Here is a 25,125-nt window from a genome sequence, read left to right on the forward strand (position 1 = left end):
GATCGGCACGGTGAAGCGAAACCGTAGCACGCGTTTCCGCTCATTGTCTACGCTCTTTCCTGCATGATAGGGTGAGGAAACTGTTTGTGTCGAAATACGAGATACGAACGACGCTTCACGGACATTGACATGGGAACAACCGGGCTCATTTACGATCCACGTTACCTGGAACACGACATGGGCGCCGGACATCCGGAGTCGCCCAACCGGCTGCGCGCGATTATGCAGCGGCTCGAACAGAGCGGTACGCTCGCCACACTCACCAGGATCGACCCGCGAACAGCCGAAGACGAGTGGGTCACGCTGGTGCATCGGTCGGAGTATGTCGCGATGCTCAATCGACAGGCGCCGACGCATGGCCGGGTCTCGCTCGACGCCGATACCTCCATGTCACCCGGATCGCTCGGCGCCGCCTATCTCGCGGCCGGTGGAACCCTGGCCGGGGTGGATGCGATTATGGCCGGCCGGGTCCAGCATGCTTTCTGTGCGGTCCGTCCGCCGGGGCACCATGCGGAAGCCGATCGGGCGATGGGTTTCTGCCTATTCAACAATGTGGCGATCGCGGCGCGGTATGCGCAGAAACGGTATGGCGTGCAACGGGTCCTGATCGTCGATTGGGACGTTCACCACGGGAACGGGACGCAGCACAGCTTCGAGTCAGATGCGTCGGTGCTGTTTTTCAGTACGCACCAGTATCCGCACTATCCCGGGACCGGGCGCGCCAGCGAGTGCGGCCGCGGAGCCGGGGAAGGGCTCACGATCAATGTGCCGATGGAGGCGGGGGAAGGCGACGACGAATACCGGGCGGTGTTTCAGAAGGTTCTGGTGCCGGCTGCCGATGCCTTCAAGCCGGAGTTTGTCATCATCTCCGCCGGTTTTGACGCCCACCGGGACGATCCGCTCGCGAGCATGGGGTTGACTGAAGAAGGGTATGCCGATCTGACGAATATTGTAGCCGGAATTGCCAGGCAACATTGCCAAGGACGCCTGCTGTCGGCACTCGAAGGCGGGTACAACCTCACGGCGTTGGCCGCGTCGGTCGAGCGACATATTCAGGCGCTGGTGGCGGCATGAACCTGTGGGTGAAAATCCTGCTGGGTGTCGCAGTCCTCGCCGGGGCGATTTACCTCTATTACACCGAGGTGAAACCGGTCGTCATTTTCGGACTCCGGTCGGATTATGCCCATGCCATTCCGTTTCAAAAGGTGCCGGAGGGCCTGACCAGCCTGAAGGCCGAGTCCTGCGGTCAATGCCACCGGGAAATTTATGACGAGTGGAAAACCAGCATCCACGCTCATGCCTACGAAGACCCGTTCTTTCAAGCCTACTGGAAAAAAGACAAAAACATCTGGGTCTGTTTGAATTGCCACACGCCGTTGGAGAACCAACAGCCGACGCTGGTGAAAGACATTCCCCGGGGGCGGGTCGAGAAAGCGACGCAGGAACCGAATCCTCATTTTGATGCCGACCTGCGGAAGGAATCGATCACCTGTGCCGCCTGCCATGTGCGCGACGGAGTGATCCTCGGACCCTTCGACGATTCCGCTGCGCCGCATCCCACAAAATTCGACCCCAGTTTCCGCAACGCGCAGTTCTGTTCGCGTTGCCATAACGTGGTCTCCGGTCCGGCGCAGTTTTACAACGTCGGCCCCTGCGGGACCTACGCCGAATATGAAGGTAAGTATTTCATGCAGGAGCGGGGCTTCATCTGCCAAAGTTGCCATATGCCGGAGGTCGACCGGCCGGTGGCCGAAAACGGGCCGATCAGGCGCGGGCGACGACATCTCTGGCGAGGGGGGCACGATCCCGACATGGTGAAGCGGGCCGTGGCGATTCAGGTGAAGGCCGATCCTCCGGCTCCCAAACCGGGTGAGCAGGTCACTGTGACCCTCTCCCTAATGAACGCCGGGGCGGGGCACAAAATTCCGACCGGCGATCCCGACCGGCACTTTACGGTGGAATTCACGGTTCAAGACCCAAACCGGCAGGTGCTGGCCGAGAAATCCCACACGATGGGCCGCTGGATTATGTGGCAACCGGCCATCGTAGAGTTGTACGATAACCGCTTGCTCCCCTTGGCCAGCCGGGACTATCAATTTGCCTACCGGATGCCGGAGGCGTCCAAGGGGTTGACGTTGAAGACCCGGGTTCGGTACCACATCCTGACCGACGGGCAGCATGAGATGTTGAAGACCAAGTACGGCCTGATGGCGGACGATCCCTACGCCTTCACGGTCTATGAGCGGGAAGTGCCGCTGAATGAAACGCTGGCGGCCGCGTTGGTCGATCCCTTGCCGGAGCCGCCGCCGATGGCCTGTGCGAGTCCGACCGCGTCCAAGGGGTAAGTCATCACCCACCGAGATCGAGGAACCCATGCAACATCCATTACTCATCGATTGTGAAACGCTTCAGAAACGCTTGGGGCAACCGGGCCTTGTCGTGCTCGATGTGCGAGGAAGAGCCGCCTATGAGTTCGGAGGCCATATCCCCGGCGCCGTGCATTCCACGTGGCATGAATACAGCGACCCCGATGCCGTCGCTAAAGGTTTGCTGGATCCGGACCTGAAACGCATCGAGAAGTGCGTGCAGGCGCTCGGCATCAATCAGGAGAGCGAAGTGGTGATCTATTCGAACCCCTTCGATAATTGGGGCGACGAAGGACGCATGTTCTGGATGTTGGAATACTTAGGCCACAAAAACCTCAAAGTGCTGGACGGCGGGTGGGTCAAGTGGATCCATGAACGCCGGCCGTTCGAGCATGGCGCGGTTCGCTGCGCGCCCGGCAACTTCGTCGTGTCCCCTGTAGAGTCGGCGATCATCATGAAGAACGAGTTGAAGGGGATTGCGCGGAAGCCGAACCCGACGACCACGATCGTGGATGCGCGGAGCCTGGAAGAGTATCTGGGGAAAGAAATCTCCGGCATTCCGAGGCCCGGCCATATTCCCGGTGCCGTCCATGTGGCGTGGAGCGGATTTTTGAATGCCGATGCGACGGTCAAGGATATGGCCGCCATCAACGCGCAGTTGGATCTCAAGGGGCTGAACCCGGCGCACGAAACGATCTGCTACTGCACCGGCGGCGTGCGCTCGGCGTGGCTCTATTTTATATTGCGACTGGTCGGTTATCAGCGGTTGCGTAATTATCCGGGCTCCTGGTGGGAGTGGAGTCGCGATTTCGCCTGCCCGGTGGAGAAGGATCTGCTCGCGTTGCAGAAACTTCTCGGCCTGTCGGAGTCGCAGGTTCCGACCGGCATGCGTCCGTCTTGACAGGATGCAGGCCCCTCTTTATGCTGAAATACAGTATCGTTGGAATCATGCGGTGCACATACTTACAGAGGAGGCTGTTCATGCAGACTGCGAAATGGCGGGGAGTCGTGGTAGCCGGTGTGATGATGGCGCTCGTCGGGGCGCCGATGGTTGCCGGGGTGGCTTTCGCGGCAGGAAATAAGCATCAGGCCGAAGCGGTGGAGCATGCCAAGGAAGCCGTGGCGCATGGGAAGCAGGGCCATGCGGACGCCTTGGTGAAGCATGCCGAAGCCGCGCTCAAGCATGCCGAGGGTGCGGTGGCTGAAACCAAGAATCCGCATGTCACTGAAGCCATCAAGGGGCTCAAGGACGGGATCGAGCACGGCAAGGCCGGCCACGCCGATGTGGCGACCAAAGCCGTTGAGAACGCTCTTCCCCATCTGTCGGAAGGTATGTAATCGGTTCTTGCGCGTCGACGGCGTGTAAGATGAAACGGGCAGGGCCGTCCCTGCCCGTTTTTCTTTGAGTAGAAAGGCGACATCATGCGGGTCGGGTATCTCCAATTTGATCCGGTCTTCGGCGAGGTCGCGCACAATCTCGACCTCATCACGGCTCGACTTGAAGAGGCGGAGGCCGACCTTCTTGTGTTGCCTGAATTGTGCGCGTCGGGTTATCAGTTTGTGTCGCAGGAAGAGGTTTTTCGGCTGGCGGAGCCGGTGCCGGACGGGGCGACCACGAAACGGCTTGTGGAAATTGCTGCACGCCGTGGGATGACCATCGTAGCCGGGTTGCCGGAGCGGGACGGACGGCACTGTTTTAATTCGGCGGTCGTGGTCGGACCCAAGGGATTCATCGGCTGCTATCGGAAAACGCATCTCTTTTTCGAGGAGACGCTCTGGTTTACTCCGGGCGACAGCGGGTTTCACGTGTGGGATATCGGCATGGCCAAAGTCGGCGTGATGATCTGCTTCGACTGGTATTATCCGGAATCCGCCCGCACGCTGGCGTTGCAGGGCGCGGATATCATCGCGCATCCGTCGAACCTGGTGCTGCCACATTGTCCTGATTCCATGGTGACCCGCTGTTTGGAAAATCGAGTCTTCAGCGTGACGGCGAATCGGATCGGTAGCGAAGCGCGCGGAGGAAAGGACCGGCTGACGTTTATCGGCATGAGCGAAGTCGTCAGTCCACGCGGCCGGATCCTGCATCGCGCACCGCGTGAAACCGAGGACCTGACGATCGTCGAGATCGACCCCGCCGAGGCCAGGATCAAAGCACTCAATGACTACAACGATCTCCTGCGCGACCGGCGCCCAGCCTTGTATGGCGACTAATCCCGCGTCGTATACGTTTCATGACTCAACTTGCGTCACTTACGAGCACCAGGTAGGATGAACCATGTCAATTCCACTCGGTAAAGGCATTCTCCTCGTGGCCGCGCCGGCGTTGAACGATCCCAACTTCCGGCAGACGGTGGTGCTCCTGTGCGAGCATGGGCCGGAAGGGGCGCTGGGTGTGATCGTCAACCGTCCGACCGCCATGTCCATCTCTGAGGCGCTTCCGCAGGTGCCGATCCTGGAAGGCCAACCGCATGTGTTGTATTCCGGCGGCCCCGTTCAAACCAATCAGGTGATGATGCTCTATCGCATCAATCAGACGCCCGAAAATTCACACCAGGTGTTTGACGGTGTCTGTCTGGGCGGCGACTTAGAGATTATGGAACGGATCCTCATGGAGCAGCCCGGGCAGGAATCGTTTCGAGCGTACCTGGGGTATTCGGGCTGGGGGCCCGGCCAGCTGGAGTCGGAAATGCAGGTTGGTTCCTGGATCACGTTGCCTGCCGATCCCTCGATTGTGTTTGAAAAAGAACCGACCCGCATTTGGTCGGATATCTTCCTCTCGCTGGACGACACCTCCCGCCATTATGCGGATATGCCGTTCGATCCCACCAGCAACTAGGCAGCTCCCATTATCATGGCGGGTTCTACTGCAACCGCAGCTACGCCGCTGCGACAAGCCTGGTCGCCAATTGTTCGCGACCAGGCGGGCGGGCTCGCTGTGCGGTCAGTCAACATCCAGTTCAGGATGCCTCCTTCCCTTACGGCTCCACGCGCCCGTCTCGCTTGGCGTTTCTGCGATTTCGTAACGAACCGCCACGAATAACGGGGACTACCTCGTTGAAGATAGTCTCAATCGTTAAGCGTCGTTGTGTCTCGTACGACCTTGACGATCGAGCTATTGCACCATGGCATCGGACGAGATACGCTTCACGTTTCACGAGGGGCGGGGGGCTCCGCCCAACACCTTCGCGAGAAATTTCCCCGTATGAGACTGCGCGACTTTTGCGACCTGCTCCGGGCGTCCTTCCGCGACGATCTCTCCGCCGGCCTCGCCTCCTTCCGGTCCGAGGTCGATCACCCAATCGGCGGTCTTGATGACATCCAGATTGTGTTCGACGACGATGAGGGTATTCCCGGCGTCTACTAGCTTGTGCAGAACGGTCAGCAGCTTCTTGATGTCGTCCAGGTGCAGGCCGGTGGTCGGCTCATCGAGGATGTAGAGCAGGTTGTGGGCGGACGGATCTTTCAGTTCGGCGGCGATCTTCAGCCGTTGTGCTTCCCCTCCTGACAGCGTGGTGGCCGCTTGGCCCAGCCGCAGATAGCCCAATCCAATCGAGGACAGCAGGTAGAGTTTTTCGGTCAGTTTCGGCGATCCCGAGAAGAAGGCCTGCGCATCTGTCACGGTGAGGTTCAGCACATCGTGGATCGTTTTGCCCCGGTACCGGATGCTCAGCACCTCTGGCTTGAAGCGCTTGCCATCGCACTGTTCGCAGGTGGCGTAGATGTCTTCGAAGAAATACATCTCCAGCTTTTCGTACCCGTTTCCTTCGCAGCGCTCGCAGCGTCCATCGGCGGAATTGAAGGAGAAATGCCCGGGTGTCAGGCCCCGGCGCAGCGCCTCCCGCTCGGAGGCGAACAGAGTGCGGACCTCGTCGAATGCCTTCAGGTAGGTGATGGGGTTGGAGCGCGGCGTCCGGCCGATCGGTTGTTGGTCGATGAGCCGCACGCCTTTCACATGTTCGAGTCCCTTGATGGCCTGAAACTTTCCCATCGGGAGCGACTCGATGCGAAAGGCGCGGGCGGCGGCACGGTACAGCGTCTTTTCGATGAGGGTGCTTTTGCCAGATCCCGAGACGCCGGTGACGCAGACCAGCATGTGGAGCGGAATGCGGACCACGAGATTCTTGAGGTTGTGCTCGGCCGCGCCGGCGATGCTCAGGACCTTGCCGTTGCCCGAGCGTCGGATCTTCGGCAGGGGAATGCGGTTCTCCCCGCGCAGGTACCGGGCGGTGAGCGAGGCCGGATCGGCGAGGAATTGGTCGCGCGGCGCCGAACAGACGATGTGTCCGCCCTGCTCGCCTGAACCGGGTCCCATTTCGACAATGTGATCGGCGGCCTGAATTATCGACGGATCGTGCTCGACCACGACCACGGTGTTGCCATGATTGGCGAGATCGCGAAGGATCCCGGCCAGGGTATCCGTGTCACGGGCATGCAGGCCGATCGTCGGCTCATCCAATACGTAGAGTGTGCCCACAAGGCGAGAGCCGAGCTGGTTGGCCAACGCGATCCGTTGCGCTTCTCCGCCGGAGAGGGTTTTTGTCTGCCGCGACAGGGTGAGGTAGCTCAATCCTACGCGCAGCAGAAAGTTCAGCTTCGCGTGCAGTTGGCGCAGAATATCCTTGGCGACCTCCGCGTCGAAGGCGGGCAGGGCTAAGCGCTCAAACCAGGCGGCTGCCGCTTCAATGGTGAGCTCACCGATTTCCACGATGTCCTGTCCTGCCAGTTTGACGAACCGGGCGGCCGGCTTCAGGCGGCTGCCGTGACAGGTCGGGCAGGTGGCGGGACTGCGGTAGCGGCTGAGCAGCACCCGCACATGCAGCTTGTAGCGTTTGGTTTCCAGATAGTCGAAGTATTGCCGGACTCCTTCAACGTGATCGCTCCCTTCCCAGATCAGCTGTTGCACCTCTTCGGGATGCTCTTGAAACGGGGCCGTCAAATCCACACCCTGTTTTTTCATCGCCAGCAATATTTGCTTCTGCCACCAGTCCGAGCCCGGCTTGCTCCAGGGCTCGATGACGCCGCCGGCGAGCGATTTGCTGCGGTCGGGGATGACCAGATCCTTGTCGTATTGCAGGATATTGCCGAACCCTTTGCACTCCGGGCAGGCTCCGAGTGGGTGGTTGAAGGAGAACAGCAGCGGGCGCAACGGTTCGAAGGTTCGCCCGCATCCCTGACAGCGAAAGTGTGTGCTGTAGGTCCGGAGCCCCTGTCCGATCACCAGGACCTGGCAGGTGCCCTCGGCTTCCTGAAACGCCACCTCGATGGCCTCGATCAACCGGTGGCGGTTATCCGGCCTGAGGACGAGTCGATCCAGCACGACCTGGATGCCCGACTCGCGGGTCTCCGGAAGCACGGCCTGTTCGTGAAGATCCAGGAGTTCCTCGCCGCATCGCAGCCGGGTGAATCCCCGTTTCAGAAGTGAGTCGAGCAGCGAGCGGTCGTGGCCCGGGCCGAGATCCTTGAGGGGAAAGAGCACCATAGCCCGCGCGTCGGGGAATCGTGCCAGCAGTTCCTCGGCGACCAACCCCGGATGGTAACCACGCGCCTCTTGTTTACAATCCGGGCAAACGGGTTTGCCGATTTTCGCGAACAGCAAACGCAGCAGGTCCGCGAGCTCGGTGGCGGTGCCGACGGTCGAACGAGCGGTGCGGATCGGATTTTTCTGTTCGATCGCGATCGCGGGGCGGATGTTGGTGATCCGATCGACGTCGGGCCGGTTCACCTTGTCGAGAAACATCCGCGCGTAGGTCGAGAGCGATTCCACATAGCGCCACTGTCCTTCTGCGAAGAGCGTGTCGAAGGCCAGGGACGATTTGCCGGATCCGGATAGCCCGGTGATGGCGGTGACCCGGTTGTGAGGGATCCGCAGGGAGATGTTCTTGAGATTGTTCTGGCGCGCGCCTTCGACGATCAAGTCGTCGGCTGGTCGATGCGGGGGCGTACGGGATGCCACGGCGGAGCGCTCCTCTCGAAGAATGACCGAGCATCGTAGCAAGTGCAGGAGGCGACCGCAACGAGGTCCATGCGAGGCGGATGAGGCTGTCTGTGATCCTTTGCCGTGACTTCGTATAATGGCCGCCTGAATGAGGAGGGTGCATGTTCGATCGTGACGCGTATCTCGCGCGCATCAAGTATGAAGGGCCGTTGATCCCGTCCCTGGAAACTCTGCAGGGTTTGCACCGGGCCCACGTGATGACCGTGCCGTTTGAAAATCTGGATATTCATCTTGGACGGTCGATTTCGCTGGCCCCGGCCGATCTGTTTCGCAAGATCGTCGTCGAGCGACGGGGCGGCTACTGTTTCGAACTGAACGGACTGTTTGCGCTGCTGCTGGAGGCGTTAGGCATTGCCGTCACGAGGCTGGCTGCCCGGGTCTGTTCCGGGGCGGAGGGTGTGAGACCGCGAAGTCACCAGCTGTTGATGGTCAAGATGGGTACGAGCGTATGGATCGTGGACGTTGGGTTCGGAGGTCAAGGATTACTTGAACCTTTGACGCTGGCCGTTGGGGAAGAAAGGCAGCAGGGGCGTGAGTGCTTCAGGCTGGTGACCGGCGAACGAGGCGAGTATCTGCTGCAAGGCGAACGTGATGGCGCCTGGGCGGATCTCTATTCCTTCGGGCTCGATCCCTGCCTGCCGGTGGATTATCTGTTCGCGAACTACTATCACTCGCACTCGCCGGACTCCATTTTCACGCAGCAGCGCATCTGCACGATGCCGACCCCGGAGGGGAGGAATACTTTGTCAGGGATGGAGCTGAAGATTCGAACCGGCGAGAAGACACGCCAGATCCGCTCGCGTGATATGCGCGAGTACCGATTGCTGCTCAACGATTACTTTAACTTAGTGGTCAAGGGGGATTTCAAGGAACTGCCGGGCATTGTTGGTGAGGACAACGAGGAGGCATAGTCGATGGCCGACCGCATAAAGCCGAAAATGGGGAGGCGACCTAAGGCCTACAGTCAGGCGGACCGCTTTGCGCGAATGCTTCGAGTGTTGTCCACCCGTGCAGTGTCGGTCAGGGACCTTGCTCAGGAACTTGGGATATCGGTGCGGCAGGTCTATCGCGACCTCGACGGCATGCAGGAGGCGGGGCACCCGTTGGAACAGTCGGACGGCGATGGCGAAAAGACCTGGCACCTGCCTCTGGGATACAAGGGCCTGCCGCAGATTGCCGTGACGCCCTATGAGCTCATGGCGCTGCATGGCGCGAAAAGTCATATAGGCTATCTTAAGGGTACGCCCCTGGTCGAGAACCTGGAGGCATTGATTGGGAAGGTGGAGAGCGCCTTGCCTCACAAGGTGACGAACCATCTTGCTCGCATCAACGATGTGTTTCTTCCGCGCCAGGCACCGGTTCGTGACTATTCCCGCCATGGGGAGGTCTTGGCAAAACTGGAGAAAGCGTTGCTGCTCCAGCGGACGGTGACTCTGCACCACATCAGGCCGGGCTATGAAGAACCGGCCGAACATTCCGTGGATCCCTACCGGTTACTATTCCACCAATTCGGTCTCTATGTGCTGGGCTTCTCACATCGTGCGCAGGCTGTTCGGCTGTTTGCTGTCGAGCGCATTGTGGCCCTCGATGTCGCTGACCAGTCCTTCGATATCCCGAGTGATTTGAAGCTCGACATGAACTATGAGCGAGTCTTTGGCCTGATTGAAGAACCGGCTCAGCTCGTTCGAATTCGGTTCACCGCCGAGGTGTCCTATTTGATCCGTGAGCGCCGCTGGCATCCCAGTCAGCAGAATGAAGCTCAGCAGGACGGCTCCATTATCGTTACCATGACCATCGGTGGCATGGAGGAACTGGCTGCCTGGGTGCTCTCTTGGGGGCAGCAGGCCAAGGTGTTGGAACCTCAAGTGCTCGTTGAGACCGTGAAGTGGCAGCTCAGTTGTGCTCTAAGCCGCTATGGCTAGGTTTCCTGTACGAATTCATCGCCGGATGCCGATATGGGCACCGCAACCTGCCCGCGAACCTCCAAAGAGTTGCCACTCGACCCAGTCCGGTCCCAGTAGCGGTCTGCTCCTGCCTCACCCGCTGCGTGACATTTTCTGTCACGCCTGCAAGGTAATGTCCTCTCGTCGACCTTCCGGGAGGATTGTCATGCTGACGAGGCGGAATCTGTTCAAGTTCGCTGCGACATTCGGGTTGGGTGTCTTCGCGCCACGGTTTGAGCAGCTGGCCAGCGGTGCGGCCGTGGAGTCGCGGCAGGGGCAAGACCCATCTCCGGAGCGTGTCCTCTCACAGCACGAACAATCGTTCCTGGATCTGGAATGGTTCGAAAATCTCAAAGATGACCTGGATTGTGTGGAGGTCGTCGCGTATGTGGCCCCGACGTTCAACATGCCTGCTTCGGCTGAAATCAATTTGATCCGGGGAAGTTCCCATTGTCTCTTTTGTGGCGAGGCCGGTTTTCGCGTGGGAGCGGAATCCTTCACGTGCAAGTGGTGCAATGCGGAGGGATCCGCGATTGAGTTGTATGCCAAAGCTGAAGGACTGCCGCATGAGGGAGCGGCGGCGCGCCTTGAAGCACTGTTGAACGACGGGTTGCTCAAGGGCCGTCGTGGGGAAAACGAATATGCGCACAGAATGCTGGCGGAAGCGGCGCGCTTCTACCATGCCTCGCTGTGCGAAAGTCCGGAAGGGGCAGTGGCCAGGGAGTGCCTGGCCGAACAAGGGATCGCGCCGTCCACGATCGAAGGGTTTCGGCTTGGCTATGCGCCGGCTGAGCCGGACGACCTCTTAGGCCGCCACTTGGTGGCGGTAGGGTATGCGATTCCCAGGCTCTTGCAAACGGTTCGCGTGAATGAAGAGGGTGAGGAAAATCTGGTCGATCGATATGGCGGCGGCCACCTGCTCATTCCAATTGGTGATCAGACAGGGCGTAGCTGGGGATTCATGAAACACAGGCTCACCTCGCGGCAGGACTCTCTGCAGGCAGGATGGACGCAGGACACCTTGGCCGTTTCGGAGCGGCGGCTGCGCAGACTCATCTTTCTCCATCCCGCCTGGCCTCAGGATTTCAACCGGCACCAGAGAGTGTTGATTACGGAGACACCTTGGGAGGTCGTCGCCTTGCACAATGCCGGTATTGAGAATGCGGTCTATCTGTTCGACTGCGTGACCGATCCAATTCGTCTTCGGGTGCTGCTGTCTCTCGGCCGAGACTTGATTTGTTGCGTCGACCCCAAAGGGCGAAGGTCGGTGAAGGCCTTGCGCGTCATTGAAGTACTTGAACGTGAGACGCGGCACATTCGCGTGATGTCCGTGCCGTACAAGGGTGGCCTGATGGAACTGCTGCAAGCGAGCGGCCCCCAGGCGGTACGCGAGGCAATGAGTCAGGCTATCCCGTTTCTTTAGTGGCTGGAGGCGTGAGGTCTAGGAGGGAATGTTGTCATGGAATGGCTGGTGCTGCTCATGTTGCAGGTGTTGGTTCCGGCAGACGCGCTGATGCAGGTGACTCTGAACAAATCCCTGGCGCAGGTCATTCAGGAGCAGATCAGTTGCCGCAAGGAGTTCGATGAGGCGAGGCCGGAGTTCGAGCGGGTGACTCGGATCGACGACCCCATGGCGCGTTCAAATGCCATCGACAAATTGCGCACGACCGTGCTACTACGCTGCGGGGTGAGGCCGTGAGTGTAAAACTCTATTGTTGGAGGAGTTGTTCATGACTGAAAGTGAGATGAATAGGTTATTGCTGGACATTAGGAAAGAGTTAGCTGACTACTTACATAGATCAGGATCGATTTTCTACACCGGTCGTCAGGCAATGAGAAAGGGTGATTTTTATTTGATGGGGCTCAACCCTGGTGGTGACCCAGGTATTATGAAAGAAGAGACAATTGAAAAGTCTTTGACTGACTGGCGGAGGAGAGAGCCCGAGGAGTGGTCAGAGTATAAGGATGTGGACTGGGGGAAAAAGAAGTCAGATCCCAAGTATGAGAACCCTGGAAACTCTAGGCATCAAAAAAGGGTGAGGAGCTTTTGCACGAATTGCTTGGGCGAGCCTGATGTGAGGAATGTGTTTTCTGCCAATGCCATTTTTGAGAGGACTAGAAAGGGAGATCACTTGCCAAAGGGTACCAGCCTTGAGCATGTCTGCTGGCAAGTCCATCAGCTCTTGTTTTTGAAAGTTCAGCCGAAATACATCATTTGCCTTGGGCACGGACTGGATAGCTCGTTCGATCGATTGAAGAGTGAGAAATGTCTAGCCGTCGGTGATTTTTGCGAGGAGGCATTTAAGATGCCGAATGGAACCAGAAATTTTTACATCCGCTGGTTTGAGGCGGCGAAAATTCAGAATCCATTGCCGGGTTTGGAACGCTTGGTTCGCATCATAGGTGTTCCTCATCCGAGTTGGTTTGATCTCGGCGCCGACTGGTTCAGCCAGGCGTGCAGAACGCTTCCCCTGTTCGATTCGAACCCACTCAGATGTAAAAATGCGAATAGATACGGCTGACTTTCTAAGGGTTTCAGCCACACGTATGTCCCTACCCTGATGTGACCTTTTCTGTCACGCTTCTGTCGTAGACTTCCCTGATTCATTCTTAATGCTTATCCGCTACCGGAAGTCGGGAACGGCCGCGATATGAGCTCGGAAACCTCGCGTTCGGGACGGCCAATCGACATGAGTGCACAACGCTATGATAGGAGGTTCTTTGATGGACAGATATATTTACACCAACTGGCGCGGCCAGCAATTTGTCATTGATGATAGCTTCATCGACGATATGAAGAAGCGAATTTCCATGGACGATGGGTCTGATTCGAGCGAGCTGGCCGATCTCACACCGGAACTATTGATGGAAATGCTTCCAACGATGGAGGGCATTGAGCGATGCCGGCAATTGGAGGAACTGTGGGCCGCCTCGGTCGACCCCCACGGTTGTTGATGGGGCTACCGTGCCAGGAATGATTTTCTCACATGCCAATGGCATCCTGCTGCGTTTGATTCTCGTAGAGAATGTTCACGCTTGTCGGCATACTCTTCGCTGATGCGCGCCAGGCATCGCTCCATACTTGCCGTCTTGTTCAGCTCCACATCATAAGCCATAGATCAGCTCGCGCTCTTTGCTGTCCCTGAGGATGTCCCGACGTTCCTCCTTCACCCGTGCACAGTTCGAGTAGGCGTACATTTCCATCCACGGCATGCCGCAGAAGAATTTGGTAACATGTTACGAAGGCATGTGGTAACGTGTGATCAGAAGACAGCAGAGGGAGAAAATCCTATGCCCTCCGAGACACATCTGAGCTCGAAAGAGAAGCAGAGCCGATACCGGAGCCGGTTGCGCCAAAAGGGTTTGCGGCCGGTGCAGATCTGGGTTCCGGACACCCGTGCTGCCGGGTTTGCAACTGAATGTCGCAGGCAGGCGCGCCTTGTGGCACGGTCCGCGCAGGAAAGGCCTGTTCTTGACTTCATCTCAGAGATCGCTGATTGGGACAATGGATGAAGCGCGGCGATCTTGTTGCGGTCGCTGCCAAGGGCCACTATAGCGGAAAACCGCGGCCTGCCCTTGTCCTGCAATCCAATCTCTTCTCTGCGCTTGGGAGCGTGACGATCTGCCTCCTGACGACTGAATTTCTTGATGCGCCGCTGTTTCGCCTTGCCGTTGAGCCTTCGCCGAAAAATGGCCTGAAGCAGCCCTCGCAGATTATGATCGATAAGATCGTGACCGTTCCTCATGACGCAATTGGTGCCCGGATCGGCTCGCTCGATCATGAAGCGATGGCCCGCGTCGACCGCTCCCTGGCCGTATTTCTCGGGATCGTCTAACCTTCGCTTCCCAACTGGTGGTTGCCGGTCTTGAAGGCTTCGCTGCTTGGTGTGCTTTCAGGCAGGACGATTCCACCGCCTGCGGACTCTTCACACTGTCTGGGGTCAGGGAACTTCTTGAAGATCAAGTAGGCTGACTGACTGAATCACGCTACCAGGTTCGACGTTGCACCATGACATTTAGAATCGTGAGCAGTTTCCGCGTGCACGCCGTCAGCGCCAACTTCTTGCCTTCTCCGCCTGACGAAATGGTGTCAGGAATGATTTTCTCACCCAGGCGGTGGGGTCATGCCGATCAGGCGATCATCCTGCCCTGAGCCTGTGCGGCGACAGTTCTGCTAGTTGCGCCCGCCTCTTTCCAGCCGGACTGATTGCGCCGACCAGTCGAGCCCTCCCATCCGCACATTGCGGCCATCGACCGCTTCGATGCGGATCGTGATGGCTGGTTGCGTGACCAGGCGGTCGGCCAACGAGCCGAGGGGGCGCGTCACATCGATCAGCAGGGTCGGCAGGCGTCGCGGAGCCGATCCCACCGACCGGTCCCCCACGATGCCCGCCGAGCCCAACATGACCGGATCCGCTCCTTCGATGATTGCAGCCGCTCGCAGCTTGAACGGTTGTCCCCCTGCGACCGTCAAGCCCTCCAGCACCAATCGGACGTGGGAGGCCTGTTGCCACCCGGTCGGTAAGTCGACGGAGAACCGGTGCGGTCCTTCCTCCGCATGAACCGCCAGTGCAGCCAGGATCATGACGCTCGCGAGCCAGGAGATAAGTCCCATGGTTACCGTTCCTCGCGTTCCACTTCTGCGACGGACAGCAAGACGTCCTTCGCCCGTACCGGGATGACTTTTCGGGCCTCAGGTTTAACTCCGCGCTCGACCAGGGCCAAGCGGACCGGACCGAGGGTACCGCTCAGGGCTTCGAGTTTGGCGGTGGAGAGCCTAACGGCGATGTTTCGTGCGTTCTTCGACACATGCCGACGCTCCCGATCGTTCAACACCACCGGCACGGTACCGAGATAGCCCTTGCTACCGGGGCCTTCATCGGCTTTCGCCGCTTCGGGAGTCGCATAGAGTCGATACACAGCGCTCTTATCCGTGGGAACGGCGAGCTCGTTCAGGTGCAGTCTCGCGCGGCCTCCCTGTTCAACGACTTTCATCATCTTAGCACGCGTCTGTCCGGCAAACTTCAGGGTCTGGCTGACCCGCCAATCGGTCTTGATGGGGAACCAATCGAGGAGGCAGGGGAGCTGCTCCAAGAACTTCGACGGCCCATAGGTATAACGCAATTGAGTGTCGTGGTTCAGGACCTGTGAGGCCTTGATCGACCGCCACACTTTATTTTCATCGTAGAAATTCCATGTCAGGTTCAAGAAGGCCGTTGCCGTCGGGTTCGTGTGGATGGACGAGGCCTTGTTCCAGTCCGACCACATCTTGTCCACGTTGGCATGATGCGCGTAGAAGACGGGATCTTTCCCGGCTGAATCGAAGAAGCCCATGTCGCCGCCGACGTCGACGTGGACCGCACCGTGGGGTGTCCCCTCAGGAATGCCGCTGCCGCTCGCCGTACCGCCGAACTCTGTGAAGGTGTCCGCCGTGAGGGCAGCCTCCATGACGTCTTCCCCGACATCTTCTTCCGGGATTTCCTCCGTCGGGTCCATGCTGCGGGTCCCGTTCCACAGTGGGTTGCTGTTGTCGTTCGGATCGCTGTAGGCGCCGGGCAGCTTGCGGTGGCTCGGTGTGTCCCAGTCCCAGTAGGGAAGGCGGAAATTCATGTCGCCGATCAGCTTCCCGAGGATCCGTTCGTGAAAGTAGAGATAGGCGCGGTGCCAGGCGAAGAATTGCCAGGTGAAATGGACCTGAGTGCCGGCGCCGCAGTACCAGCAATGGACGTTGGCCTGCCGCAGGAATCCGCGCGGGTCGTTCGGGGCGCTGGTATCGAGCGCGCGCATGGCCTTATAGGCATCCTTGAGTTGTGTGATCTCCGCCGCACTCAGGGTGCTGGCGGGGCGGCGCGGGAGGATCATTCGACAGTCCTTGCGCCATGGTTTCGGTGTCCCGGGATTGCCTGGAGGTTCGCACACGGCCAGCACCGATTCCGGCAACGCCAGGCCGCCGAACAGGCCCGCGCCTAGCGCCCCGACACCCAATCCCATCCGCTGAAGAAATGACCTCCGCGACGGCATGGTCGCCCACATGCGGTCGTCCAGATTCGACATGACCTACCTCCTTGTGTGTGGCTTCGGCTAGGAAAGCTCCGCGCCGTCCCGAGCGCGACGCCATGGTTGGATGGGGCAACGAGTGATCAATATCCATGCCATGAGCGGATGCGGCCCCCGGTTGCGAGAGATGCGCGGATTCTCGGCCTGGCGTCGAAGGATTCCCTGTCAATCCCGTAGGTGTTCGTATCCAATGGGATACGGTGCCGCCCGAATAGATACAGCTGCGGTGGAATTTTTCGCCCGATGCGATTTTTGCAAACTCTCATTCTTCTAGCGATCTCGGTAAAGGAAAAACAGCGCTGTTTTCTCTCTCCTAGCTGTGGCATCCGGGGTTAATGGATCTGGTCCATCCAGAAATTATCGTTGCGACCTCAGCTGGCGGACCTACCGTCTGCGCTACAACTTTTTGGCAATGGACTGGAAGGTTCTGAAACTTCAGGTGAGCCAAGTCCGACTTATGGCAGATTCGACCTCGAAGGAAAGAGGGGTACGCTGAATCTCCATTCTGGATCGCCGGATGTGTCGATTACCGGGATTCCACATCTGAATAGGTGAAATCCGCTGGCAAAGGAATCATTACCTGAGATTGGGGAGCCGACGTATACAGGACCCGGAATGAAATGTCGAAATGCAGCGGCTCGCCCGAGCTACTCTACCGCGCCGCAACTTCACCGGAAAGACTACGATCTGAGATAGCATCTTGCCTGGAGTGAAGACGGCCTAGCGATAGACATCCTTGCGATGCTCAATTGAGAGGATATCCAACCACTCGACGCCGGTATTCCGGTAGAGGATCCGATAGGGCCAGACTCGGTAGGACCAGACTGTATCTTTCTGAAACTTTTCTTTGAGCGGTTTGCCGTCGAGGGGATGTTCGGCGAGGTGGCAGATGGCGTCTTTGATTGTGTCCCGAGTTCCAGCGTCGAAGGAGGCCACATCCTTGATGGCTTGAGGGTGAGTCTCGCCTGTCTCACGGCTTTTCGTCGAACACGTCCTTGAACGACCGAAGCTTCCCTGCCTTCGCTTCTTTCAGCCCTTGCTCAAGAGCTTTGACCGCTTGGGGATTTGAGAGCAGCTCCAATGTTTCAACCCAGGTTTCAAATTCTTCCGCCCCCATGACCACCGCTTTAGGAGTTCCATTTTTTGTCACGATTACCCGCTCGGACAAACGATCGGCATTGTCCACCAAGGAGGAGAATCTGGACCGGGCCTGCTTGAGCGACATGGTTTTTGTCATCGTCATGCCTCGTTGATGTGGCGTGTACACAATTGTGTCTCGTCCGACAAGGTATCAGCCCTACCGCGCCAGCAGCTTTACCAGCCCCACGCAGCACATGTAGAGGACCATGGAGCCGGCCATGGAGAGCCAGAAGCCGACGCGCTCCACGCCGTAGATCATGCAGCCGACGTAGACGAGCCAGGGCGGCACAAACCAGAGCAGGTTCTTGGCGTAGGTCACGAGGTGTTCGCTGCCGCCGTTGAGATAGATGAGGATGAACGTCGCGCCGGTCATCGCCGGAAAGGTACTGGCGAAGGCGGCGAGAAACGACCGGCCTTGCGATCCCAGATAGGTTGAGATGCTGACAATGGTGCCGCCCAACAAGAAGTACAATCCGTACTTCGCCCACTCGCCCATCCGCGACCTCCTTCAGCTGCCTCGAAATGCCTGTTGCGCTTCCGCCTCGATCCGGTGGCCTAGTCCCGTGTAGCGCGGGGAGAAGTGGAACACGACCAGCTCGCGCACACCGGCTTTCTTCGCCATGACTCCGGCCTGGCGCGCGGTGAGGTGGTAGCGATCCCTCGCCTTGTCCGCATCCTGATCCAGGTAGGGGGCCTCACAGTAAAAGATGTCGGCGCCTTGCGCAAGCTCCACGATCTTGGCTTCATTTTCTTCGTCGTATCGCGCGTCCACCACGTAGGCGAGTTTCTGGCCGCGGCTGATGGTGATGAATCGCTCACGGACCTCGCCCAGGACAAACTCGCGTTCCTCCTTGTGATGTTCATGGTAGAGCGTCGCCTGAAACCGAAAGTCGTCCGACTTGCCCTGCCAGAGATACTGTTTCACTTCCTTCAGCCAATAGCCCACCGGCAGCCCGACTTCGTGCAGCCGCTCCTTGTTGACGTTCACATGAAACTGTTCCTGCAGCGAGTAGGCCAGGGAAGGAATGCGGTGATTGAGTGCGACCGCTTCGACCGTGAACATGGGATCTGCGAGCACGGAAAAACGATGGCCGGCTTGCCGATTGATGGGGGCTCCCTCCGGAGCGTCGTGGCGCTGGAATCCGTCGGTTGCGAGGAAGGTGGCGCGCCGGATTGTCTGTTCGTGGAATTCCTGCACGGTGATGGTGAGCGGATACCCATCCACGAGGTTCCAGGTGTAGCCATGAAGTTTTCCTTGAACATTGGCGATGAGGCCGGGCGGTCCGTGGAGCCGCAGAGTCTTGCCGCGCCCGAGGGCGACGCGGAGCAGCGCATCGAACCCGATAAAGTGGTCCATGTGGGTGTGCGAGATGAAGATGTCGCCGGCGCGCAGCAGGCGGGTTGGCCCGAGCGCATCGTTGTGGCCCAGATCGAAGAGGAAAGCGCGTTTGGACCAGCGCACTTCCACGAACAGGCCGGGATCGCCGAAGACATCATTGACGAGGTGACCTGAGAAGGAAGGGTTCATGGAGTGCTGTATTACTTTGTCAGGAGCGGTGAATCCATTATGAGTGCAACGGTTACTTTAGGTTCTTCCGGCCGCCCGGTAAGGGCAATATTAGGTCAATATCGCTCGCATGACACTGTAGAGGACGATGACTTCGACGGCGTGGGCCACGATCGGCGCGTAGAGGTTTCTGAGCATGACCCATAGGGTACCCCACACCAAGCCGTCCCAGACGGCAATCCAATGCAGATGTTGAAAGGTTGCCACCAGAAAGGGATCGAACGCAAACAGCAGGGCGCTCGCCGGCACGGCAATCGGAGCTGGGAGCCCAAGGGCGAGGAGCCGCCCCAGGAGAAAGCCGCGAAAGTTCAACTCGACCATGGTGGCGATGAGCAGGATGAGCCAGGGCACCATGATCAGCAGGGGAATTTTGGCGTGCGGGGTATCGGCGAGAAATCTGTAGTCTCCCCCAAGAATGGGAACGAGGTAGAGGATGACCAGCACATTGATCGGTCCGAGTGTCAGGCCGGTGAGCAGGCCCCAACGGAGGCCCTGCGGGACAAGCGGGCGAGCGAGCCCGATTCGACGGGCGACGGATCCATTGATCGTGCTCCAGGCCATGAAGGCGGCATAGGCACAGGCCTGGGGGAGAAACTGAAAGAGGTTGTGTTGTTGGAGTGTGGTCGGTGAGCTGTAAAACAGGATTGTGGCAGTCAGGGGGAGCAGCACGAGGGCTGCTCCCCGTTCGCCGGCCTGAGTCGCATGAGTCGAGGACGCGTCGTCAGGCTTGATCATGGACAGGTTAGTCGAGCCGCAGACTGTATCGCTCAAGGGTGGTGGCCTTGTTACGGGCCAGATTCGACAGCGACTTGTTGTAATCCAACACCGCTCGAAGCTCGTTGCCTTGGGCGGTGGCCAGGTCGCGCTGAAAGTCGAGCACGAAGCGCGTCGTACTGAGGCCGACCTTCAGCCGTTCCTGTTCGGCCTGTAGTTGTTTCTCGGCCATGATACGGGCGGAGCGGGTGGTTTCGATGCGCTTGAAATCGGTGTGGACGCGACGGACCGCTTCCCGGACACCGACGATCACCTGCTGGCGAACGCTCTGGAGCGACGACTGGGCGTTACGGGATTCCAATTGCCGTTTGTTGTAGGTGCTGTACGCCGACCGGTTCCCGATGGGGTAACTGAGGACCAGGCCCGCGCCGTAGTTGTAGAAGTCACCGCCTAAATTCCGTCTCGTGGCATCGCCGTAGTCTGCGCCGAGTCCCGACAGTCCCATCGTGCCCTGAACGGACAGGGTCGGGAGGAGTTGGTTCTTGGCGAACTTCACATTCAGGTCGCTGCTCTCCACATTCTTGCTTGCCTGTAACACCTCCGGCCGGCGCTCCATGGCGATATCGATGGCTTCTTGCAAGCTGATCGCCTCCAGTGATGTGACAGGTGGATCGGTGGGGATCAGGCGCAAGTCCTGCCGGAGTTCCTCCTCGACGGGGTTCAGGAGGCGGCGCAACTGGTCCTCCTGATCGCGAATCGATTTTTCCGCGACGAGGATCTGCTCGACTCGCGAGGCGACGGCGGCTTCGGCCTGCAGCACATCGACGATCGACATGACCCCGGCTTTGGCTTTGGCGCGATTGCTGGCCAGCAGTTCTTCCGCCGCCTTGAGCGCCGCTTGCGCAACTTTGAGATTTTCATTCGCGAACACCATCTCCCAAAATGTCTGTTCGACGCTGGCAATGACGGTGAGCACACGGTCGAGAAAGACATGTTGCTCGACCGTGGCATTGTTCTGCGCGATCGAGATGAACGTCTTGTTGATGTCGGTTCCGAAGTTCTTCAACAACGGTTGGGTGACCGTCAAGGCGAGTCCGCCGGTCCAGGCCGGGTTGAAGAGGAAGGTGTTGGGGCCGCTCACGTAGCTGCGTTGGGGACTGTAGTTCAAATCGTAGTTGGCGCCGGTCGGAAGATTCTGTGTGATGTCGGCGGTGAGCGAGTGGGAGTTCTGGTCGAATTTGGTGATCTCCTGCAGGTTTGCCCCGGTGAATCCCAGGATCGGCCGGTTGAGCGGTGAGACCTGACGGTTGTATTGCCCGTTCAAACTGACGGTCGGATCGAATTTCGCCTGCTCGATCACGATGTCGGCCAGGCGGCTCTCTCTCGTTTGGCGACCGATACTGATATCGAGATTGTTCTGCAAGGCTTTCAGGACGGCGTCGGCGAGCGACATGGCCTCCCGGCGTTCCGTCGGGACCGGCTTGTTCACTTCCAGGCCGAAGGAATCGGGTGCCGTCCAGAGGAGGAGCGCCGCTGCGCCCCCGATGAAAAGGCACCCCCGGAGGATTGCATTCGTCATAACAAACTCCTTGATGCGAGGTCTGCGTTGGGCCATACTGAATTCAAAATGATGCTGGCGTGGTACCATAAACAGAAGTCAGTGTCCATGCTGAGGAGCGTGTCGGTGGCTGCGAATCGCGCGAACAGGATCCTGTCGGTGGCTGGTCTGACGCTGCTGCTGACTTCCCCGGCAGCGGCGCAATCCGTCTCGAGTGTACGAGGTCTGGGGGGAGGGGTCGCGCCGCTGTTTGGTCTGGTGGGGCCGGGAAACCTCTATATCGATAACCAGGGGACGCAAGGGTACATATATAACTTCGGGAATAACTTCGAATCGTATAACTTCCGCAATCCGGCGACCGGGCAGGCCTGGAGCGGCGCCCTGATGACGCTCGGTCCGCAACTCTCGGTGGGGCTGATTCAGGGTGCGAATCAAGCTGGATCGCCCGTGGTCTTTCCTCCCGTCCCGCGTGAGGCGGGGCCGCTTTCTCCCGTTCAGTCGGGTCTGCTCGACGACCTCATTCCCTAGTCCGGACTATTCATAAATACCTGCTTCGGCGTCCGATCCTGTCGCCCGGCGAGGCTGTTCTCGTTCGGCCTCCTCGACAAACAGCAAGTACGCCTGTGTCGGCCTGACGTGCGAGCAGCCTTGGCGGGCTTCCGTTCTGGATGCCTCGCGACGGCACTCATGAATAGTCCGGGCTGAGCAGCATGTTGGATCACCCGCTCGGCCGCGTTGGCGGATCATCCCCTGCGGCGGATGGTCTCGCCTTTCGATACTCAATATTTCCCTGAACGAAGGTTTTCTTCTTTGTGGCGCCCCGCGTCTGTCGTACTGGATGCGTGCGCAAGGCTTCGTCGAAGTAGCGGGAATCGGACGGAGGACATTTTCTGAGCGCGAAGCAGGAAATCTCTGTGGCGGTTTGGTTTGTCGACGCAAGCCTGTCACAGCCGATTCGGGTCGAGATCTGAATTATCAACAGAATCCACAGCCCACAAATCCATCGATGTCCAGATGAAATGTTGCGGTGGTTATGCTAAGTTATTGATTAATAATTGTTTTGAATGCTTGTTTGCGTGAGCCTCACTCCTGAGGCACGTGGCGGTACAACGCTTGCTTTGCCCTCCGGTCATCGCGAGCGTTCACTCCATCGGCATCAAGACGACAAAAACAATCAGCCCGTGTCAAAGATGTCAATTGAATCGGATAGGCAGAACAGAAAGAATGCGGCAGATGGTGGTGGGCGTGGTGTAATATTCGACGCCGTTTCCGGCACCGGCCGCTGACCGTTCAAGACTAAAGGAGATTGTCCTTATGAGGATTGCCCAGGTATCGCCGCTGTGGGAGAGCGTCCCTCCAAAGTTGTACGGAGGCACGGAACGCATCGTCTCCTACCTGACGGAAGAACTCGTCCGTCAAGGCCACCAGGTGACGCTGTTCGCCAGCGGTGATTCGGTCACGCGGGCAAAGCTGGAGGCCCCCTGCCAGCAGGCCCTGCGTTTGAACACCGGGATCTTCAACCGCGAAGCCCCGCTCATTCAGATGATGGAACAGGTCTTCGCTTCCGCCGACCAGTTCGATCTGATTCACTCACATCTCGACTTTCTGGCCTTTTCTCTCTCTCGCCGATGTCGGGTGCCCGTCGTGACGACGCTCCATGGCCGGTTGGATTTGCCCGAACTCGTGCCGGTCTTCCGTGACTTTGCGGAGCTGCCGCTGGTCTCCATTTCTGATTCGCAGCGTCGGCCGTTGCCTTGGTGCAATTGGCAAAACACCGTCTATCACGGCCTGCCGCACGACCTCTATAAATTCCATCCTGAACCGGGTAAGTACTTGGCGTTCCTGGGGCGGGTCTCGCCGGAAAAATGTCCGGATCAAGCGATCGAACTGGCTAAACGTGTCGGAATACCTATGAAGATGGCGGCGAAGGTCGACCCGGCGGACCGGGCCTATTTCGAGCGGGTCGTCGAGCCTCTCCTCGACCATCCCTTGATCGAGTTTGTGGGAGAGATTACCGATGCGGAGAAGAGCGATTTTATCGGGAACGCCATCGGCCTGATCTGCCCCTACGATTGGCCGGAACCCTTCGGCCTCGTGTTGATCGAAAGTCTTGCATGCGGCACACCGGTCCTTGCCTACCGACGGGGATCCATCCCGGAAATTATCGGTCACGGTGTCACCGGCTTCATCAGCGAAAACCTCGACGAAATGGTGAGTCAGGTCGACAAGCTCGGCACGATCGATCGCAATCGGTGCCGGCAGATGTTTGACGAGCGATTCACTGCCCAGCGGATGACGACCGACTACGTAAAGATCTACCAGCAGCTAATCACTGATGCCGCTGCGCTCCCTGGCAAGTCCGGGCAGCAGCACGCTTCGAACCTCTAGTCAGCGCGACATTAACCTCGCGGAAGGACAAGCATGGCAGCTGAGTCGCAATCTACCCCTGAGTCGAACGTCGACGGGTGGCGGTTATTAGGCACCCGTGATTTCGGCTGTCTCTGGGCCGGCCAGGTCGTCTCTCAGATCGGTGACGGTTTGAACAAGGTGGCGCTTCTCTGGTTCGTGTATGAAATGACCGGGTCGGCGCTCAAGATGACCGCCATCGGGTTGTTACAGACCATTCCCCCCCTGTTGTTCGGTCCGCTGATCGGCGTCTATCTGGACTACCTCCCCAAGAAGACGGTCATGATCGTGGTCGATTTCTTGCGAGCACTGATGGTGCTCCTGATACCGCTCTTCTATACCTTCGACATGCTGACGCTTGAGCGGTTGTATGTGTTGGTCTTCCTCATCTCCATCGTCTCAACGGTGTTCGGGCCCGCTCTGGCGTCTGCGGTCCCGCTGATCGTTCAGCGGTCGCAACTGACGACGGCGAATGCGTTTCTCCAGAGCACCACCAACATCGGCGTCTTGCTGGGACCGGCCATGAGCGGATTGGGCATCGCGTTGATCGGCGCTCAGAATGTGCTCTATGTGGATGCTGCGACCTTTTTGGTGTCCGCGCTCTTTCTCCTGCCGATTCGTGTGCGGGACAGCCGGACGGTGAAGGGGCTCGATGTGTTGGCGACACCCGTCATGCAGGATATGATGGTCGGATTCCGCTTCGTGTTCCTCCAGCATCGGGTGGTATTCGCGTTGATGATTACCGCCGTGCTCTACAACCTGGCGATCAGCGCCTTCGTATTCCTTCTTCCGGTGGTGGCGAAGGAGTTGTTGCAAGTCGGCCCCATGGAACTGGGCTGGTTGTGGTCGGCCTTGGGTATCGGGATGCTGGCAGCCTCCATTTGGCTGGCGCGGACGCCCCAGGGTACCTTCCAGGATCGCATCGGCAAGATCGGTCGTTCTCTGGCGATCGGCGGTATTGCGGTCTGTGCGTTGGGATTAATTCAGACACCGGTGCTGTTCAGCACGTTCTTGCTGATCGTCATCATCGGCGGAAGTACGTCTCTCTTCTACCCGGTCGTATGGGCGATGCTCCAGGAAGTCACTCCGGAACATTTGCTGGGACGTGTGTTCACCACGTTCAGCGTCGGCGGGATGGCCTCCGCCATGGTCGGGATGGCTGGGTTCGGATGGGCCGCTGATACGCTAGGTCCAGCTGTAAGCCTCATCGGGATCGGACTGCTCCTCTTGCTCACTGCGATGGTCACGGTGCAGGTAAGCCGCCGTGGCCACGTGGTGAGTCCGGCTGTTGCGTAATACTCTCCCTTTACATCCGGTTTTTGTAGGCCTGCAGGTCATCCAGGCGGCGCTTGCAGGTTTTTTCTTGCCCTTGCGCC

At 58.8% G+C, this 25,125-nt stretch carries 26 protein-coding genes; 17 read left to right on the forward strand and 9 right to left on the reverse strand.

The genetic code is table 11. From position 1 onward, the window contains the following. Positions 1-129: 129 nt before the first annotated feature. The 6 genes from NSND_RS18980 to NSND_RS19005 all read left to right on the forward strand — a co-directional run bounded on the left by NSND_RS18980 (position 130) and on the right by NSND_RS19005 (position 5,205). On the forward strand, positions 130-1,074 hold the full coding sequence (locus NSND_RS18980) for a histone deacetylase family protein (protein WP_080880481.1): 945 nt from the start codon (positions 130-132) through the stop codon (positions 1,072-1,074). Beyond that, a complete protein-coding gene (locus NSND_RS18985; RefSeq protein WP_080880482.1) occupies positions 1,071-2,345 on the forward strand; it encodes a hypothetical protein in 1,275 nt (424 codons plus the stop codon). The genes NSND_RS18980 and NSND_RS18985 overlap by 4 nt, the downstream gene beginning before the upstream one ends. A gap of 28 nt (positions 2,346-2,373) precedes the next feature. Next, on the forward strand, positions 2,374-3,267 hold the full coding sequence (locus tag NSND_RS18990; RefSeq protein ID WP_159450884.1) for a sulfurtransferase: 894 nt from the start codon (positions 2,374-2,376) through the stop codon (positions 3,265-3,267). An 80-nt stretch (positions 3,268-3,347) separates the two neighbouring features. Beyond that, positions 3,348-3,704, forward strand: coding sequence for a small metal-binding protein SmbP (gene smbP / locus NSND_RS18995; RefSeq protein WP_080880484.1), 357 nt, complete (start codon positions 3,348-3,350; stop codon positions 3,702-3,704). Between the two features lie 84 nt (positions 3,705-3,788). Then, positions 3,789-4,580 (forward strand): nitrilase-related carbon-nitrogen hydrolase, encoded by a 792-nt coding sequence (locus NSND_RS19000; protein WP_080880485.1) that lies wholly within the window; start codon positions 3,789-3,791, stop codon positions 4,578-4,580. Between the two features lie 64 nt (positions 4,581-4,644). Then, on the forward strand, positions 4,645-5,205 hold the full coding sequence (locus NSND_RS19005; RefSeq protein WP_080880486.1) for a YqgE/AlgH family protein: 561 nt from the start codon (positions 4,645-4,647) through the stop codon (positions 5,203-5,205). A gap of 315 nt (positions 5,206-5,520) precedes the next feature. Here NSND_RS19005 and uvrA read toward each other — a convergent pair whose 3' ends face one another. Next, complete coding sequence (gene uvrA / locus NSND_RS19010; RefSeq protein ID WP_080880487.1) at positions 5,521-8,322, reverse strand: excinuclease ABC subunit UvrA; 2,802 nt, start codon at positions 8,320-8,322, stop codon at positions 5,521-5,523. A 143-nt stretch (positions 8,323-8,465) separates the two neighbouring features. On the opposite strand from uvrA, the gene NSND_RS19015 reads away from it, so the two are divergent. The 8 genes from NSND_RS19015 (at position 8,466) to NSND_RS19050 (ending at position 14,143) form a co-directional block, all read left to right on the forward strand. Continuing rightward, positions 8,466-9,275 carry an arylamine N-acetyltransferase family protein gene (locus NSND_RS19015; protein ID WP_080880488.1) on the forward strand — a complete coding sequence of 270 codons (810 nt, stop codon included), beginning with the start codon at positions 8,466-8,468 and terminating at the stop codon, positions 9,273-9,275. A gap of 3 nt (positions 9,276-9,278) precedes the next feature. Then, a complete protein-coding gene (locus NSND_RS19020; RefSeq protein ID WP_080880489.1) occupies positions 9,279-10,286 on the forward strand; it encodes a helix-turn-helix transcriptional regulator in 1,008 nt (335 codons plus the stop codon). A gap of 187 nt (positions 10,287-10,473) precedes the next feature. Continuing rightward, positions 10,474-11,730, forward strand: a complete 1,257-nt coding sequence (locus tag NSND_RS19025) for a hypothetical protein (RefSeq protein ID WP_159450885.1) — start codon at positions 10,474-10,476, stop codon at positions 11,728-11,730. Between the two features lie 36 nt (positions 11,731-11,766). Next, positions 11,767-12,006, forward strand: coding sequence for a hypothetical protein (locus tag NSND_RS19030; RefSeq protein WP_080880491.1), 240 nt, complete (start codon positions 11,767-11,769; stop codon positions 12,004-12,006). 31 nt (positions 12,007-12,037) lie between these two features. Continuing rightward, the gene (locus NSND_RS19035) at positions 12,038-12,829 is read left to right on the forward strand and encodes a hypothetical protein (RefSeq protein WP_080880492.1); all 792 of its coding nucleotides are present in this window, start codon (positions 12,038-12,040) and stop codon (positions 12,827-12,829) included. Between the two features lie 202 nt (positions 12,830-13,031). After that, complete coding sequence (locus tag NSND_RS19040; RefSeq protein ID WP_080880493.1) at positions 13,032-13,262, forward strand: hypothetical protein; 231 nt, start codon at positions 13,032-13,034, stop codon at positions 13,260-13,262. A 336-nt stretch (positions 13,263-13,598) separates the two neighbouring features. Then, a complete protein-coding gene (locus NSND_RS19045) occupies positions 13,599-13,820 on the forward strand; it encodes an antitoxin MazE family protein (protein ID WP_080880494.1) in 222 nt (73 codons plus the stop codon). Then, a complete protein-coding gene (locus NSND_RS19050) occupies positions 13,817-14,143 on the forward strand; it encodes a type II toxin-antitoxin system PemK/MazF family toxin (protein ID WP_080880495.1) in 327 nt (108 codons plus the stop codon). The genes NSND_RS19045 and NSND_RS19050 overlap by 4 nt, the downstream gene beginning before the upstream one ends. Before the next feature lie 338 nt (positions 14,144-14,481). On the opposite strand, the gene NSND_RS19055 is transcribed toward NSND_RS19050, so the two are convergent. From NSND_RS19055 to NSND_RS19090, 8 genes are all read right to left on the reverse strand, one after another. Continuing rightward, entirely contained in the window at positions 14,482-14,922 is a 441-nt protein-coding gene (locus NSND_RS19055; RefSeq protein ID WP_080880496.1) for a hypothetical protein, read from the reverse strand. 2 nt (positions 14,923-14,924) lie between these two features. Beyond that, the gene (locus tag NSND_RS19060) at positions 14,925-16,361 is read right to left on the reverse strand and encodes a tyrosinase family protein (protein ID WP_080880497.1); all 1,437 of its coding nucleotides are present in this window, start codon (positions 16,359-16,361) and stop codon (positions 14,925-14,927) included. 723 nt (positions 16,362-17,084) lie between these two features. Continuing rightward, on the reverse strand, positions 17,085-17,309 hold the full coding sequence (locus NSND_RS19065; RefSeq protein WP_080880498.1) for a type II toxin-antitoxin system RelE family toxin: 225 nt from the start codon (positions 17,307-17,309) through the stop codon (positions 17,085-17,087). Between the two features lie 25 nt (positions 17,310-17,334). Then, positions 17,335-17,601 carry a type II toxin-antitoxin system Phd/YefM family antitoxin gene (locus NSND_RS19070; RefSeq protein ID WP_159450887.1) on the reverse strand — a complete coding sequence of 89 codons (267 nt, stop codon included), beginning with the start codon at positions 17,599-17,601 and terminating at the stop codon, positions 17,335-17,337. Between the two features lie 60 nt (positions 17,602-17,661). After that, positions 17,662-18,000: a DUF3147 domain-containing protein gene (locus NSND_RS19075; RefSeq protein WP_080880500.1), complete on the reverse strand. Its 339-nt coding sequence runs from the start codon at positions 17,998-18,000 to the stop codon at positions 17,662-17,664. A 12-nt stretch (positions 18,001-18,012) separates the two neighbouring features. After that, entirely contained in the window at positions 18,013-19,032 is a 1,020-nt protein-coding gene (locus NSND_RS19080; protein WP_080880501.1) for a ribonuclease Z, read from the reverse strand. Between the two features lie 90 nt (positions 19,033-19,122). Then, positions 19,123-19,842: a CPBP family glutamic-type intramembrane protease gene (locus NSND_RS19085; protein ID WP_143833628.1), complete on the reverse strand. Its 720-nt coding sequence runs from the start codon at positions 19,840-19,842 to the stop codon at positions 19,123-19,125. After that, the gene (locus tag NSND_RS19090) at positions 19,814-21,364 is read right to left on the reverse strand and encodes a TolC family protein (protein ID WP_159450888.1); all 1,551 of its coding nucleotides are present in this window, start codon (positions 21,362-21,364) and stop codon (positions 19,814-19,816) included. Before NSND_RS19090 ends, NSND_RS19085 begins: the two co-directional genes overlap by 29 nt. A gap of 105 nt (positions 21,365-21,469) precedes the next feature. On the opposite strand from NSND_RS19090, the gene NSND_RS19095 reads away from it, so the two are divergent. The 3 genes from NSND_RS19095 to NSND_RS19105 all read left to right on the forward strand — a co-directional run bounded on the left by NSND_RS19095 (position 21,470) and on the right by NSND_RS19105 (position 25,045). Further along, positions 21,470-21,871: a hypothetical protein gene (locus NSND_RS19095; protein ID WP_143833629.1), complete on the forward strand. Its 402-nt coding sequence runs from the start codon at positions 21,470-21,472 to the stop codon at positions 21,869-21,871. A gap of 786 nt (positions 21,872-22,657) precedes the next feature. After that, positions 22,658-23,731: a glycosyltransferase family 4 protein gene (locus tag NSND_RS19100; RefSeq protein ID WP_080880505.1), complete on the forward strand. Its 1,074-nt coding sequence runs from the start codon at positions 22,658-22,660 to the stop codon at positions 23,729-23,731. A 33-nt stretch (positions 23,732-23,764) separates the two neighbouring features. Further along, complete coding sequence (locus NSND_RS19105) at positions 23,765-25,045, forward strand: MFS transporter (protein ID WP_080880506.1); 1,281 nt, start codon at positions 23,765-23,767, stop codon at positions 25,043-25,045. The last annotated feature ends 80 nt before the right edge of the window (positions 25,046-25,125 follow it).

It is taken from the genome of Nitrospira sp. ND1, from assembly GCF_900170025.1.
In the GTDB taxonomy this organism is placed as follows: Bacteria; Nitrospirota; Nitrospiria; order Nitrospirales; family Nitrospiraceae; genus Nitrospira_A.

Coding starts and splice junctions, on each gene's coding strand:
- NSND_RS18985 (WP_080880482.1), top strand. CDS start 1,071: ATGAACCTGTGGGTGAAAATCCTGCTGGGTGTCGCAGTCCTCGCCGGG.
- NSND_RS19105 (WP_080880506.1), top strand. CDS start 23,765: ATGGCAGCTGAGTCGCAATCTACCCCTGAGTCGAACGTCGACGGGTGG.
- NSND_RS19000 (WP_080880485.1), top strand. CDS start 3,789: ATGCGGGTCGGGTATCTCCAATTTGATCCGGTCTTCGGCGAGGTCGCG.
- NSND_RS19020 (WP_080880489.1), top strand. CDS start 9,279: ATGGCCGACCGCATAAAGCCGAAAATGGGGAGGCGACCTAAGGCCTAC.
- NSND_RS19080 (WP_080880501.1), bottom strand. CDS start 19,032: ATGAACCCTTCCTTCTCAGGTCACCTCGTCAATGATGTCTTCGGCGAT.
- NSND_RS19090 (WP_159450888.1), bottom strand. CDS start 21,364: ATGACGAATGCAATCCTCCGGGGGTGCCTTTTCATCGGGGGCGCAGCG.
- NSND_RS19025 (WP_159450885.1), top strand. CDS start 10,474: ATGCTGACGAGGCGGAATCTGTTCAAGTTCGCTGCGACATTCGGGTTG.
- NSND_RS19060 (WP_080880497.1), bottom strand. CDS start 16,361: ATGTCGAATCTGGACGACCGCATGTGGGCGACCATGCCGTCGCGGAGG.
- NSND_RS19045 (WP_080880494.1), top strand. CDS start 13,599: ATGCCCTCCGAGACACATCTGAGCTCGAAAGAGAAGCAGAGCCGATAC.
- NSND_RS19100 (WP_080880505.1), top strand. CDS start 22,658: ATGAGGATTGCCCAGGTATCGCCGCTGTGGGAGAGCGTCCCTCCAAAG.
- NSND_RS18990 (WP_159450884.1), top strand. CDS start 2,374: ATGCAACATCCATTACTCATCGATTGTGAAACGCTTCAGAAACGCTTG.
- smbP (WP_080880484.1), top strand. CDS start 3,348: ATGCAGACTGCGAAATGGCGGGGAGTCGTGGTAGCCGGTGTGATGATG.
- NSND_RS19070 (WP_159450887.1), bottom strand. CDS start 17,601: ATGACAAAAACCATGTCGCTCAAGCAGGCCCGGTCCAGATTCTCCTCC.
- NSND_RS18980 (WP_080880481.1), top strand. CDS start 130: ATGGGAACAACCGGGCTCATTTACGATCCACGTTACCTGGAACACGAC.
- NSND_RS19055 (WP_080880496.1), bottom strand. CDS start 14,922: ATGGGACTTATCTCCTGGCTCGCGAGCGTCATGATCCTGGCTGCACTG.
- NSND_RS19075 (WP_080880500.1), bottom strand. CDS start 18,000: ATGGGCGAGTGGGCGAAGTACGGATTGTACTTCTTGTTGGGCGGCACC.
- NSND_RS19050 (WP_080880495.1), top strand. CDS start 13,817: ATGAAGCGCGGCGATCTTGTTGCGGTCGCTGCCAAGGGCCACTATAGC.
- NSND_RS19030 (WP_080880491.1), top strand. CDS start 11,767: ATGGAATGGCTGGTGCTGCTCATGTTGCAGGTGTTGGTTCCGGCAGAC.
- NSND_RS19005 (WP_080880486.1), top strand. CDS start 4,645: ATGTCAATTCCACTCGGTAAAGGCATTCTCCTCGTGGCCGCGCCGGCG.
- NSND_RS19040 (WP_080880493.1), top strand. CDS start 13,032: ATGGACAGATATATTTACACCAACTGGCGCGGCCAGCAATTTGTCATT.
- NSND_RS19035 (WP_080880492.1), top strand. CDS start 12,038: ATGACTGAAAGTGAGATGAATAGGTTATTGCTGGACATTAGGAAAGAG.
- NSND_RS19015 (WP_080880488.1), top strand. CDS start 8,466: ATGTTCGATCGTGACGCGTATCTCGCGCGCATCAAGTATGAAGGGCCG.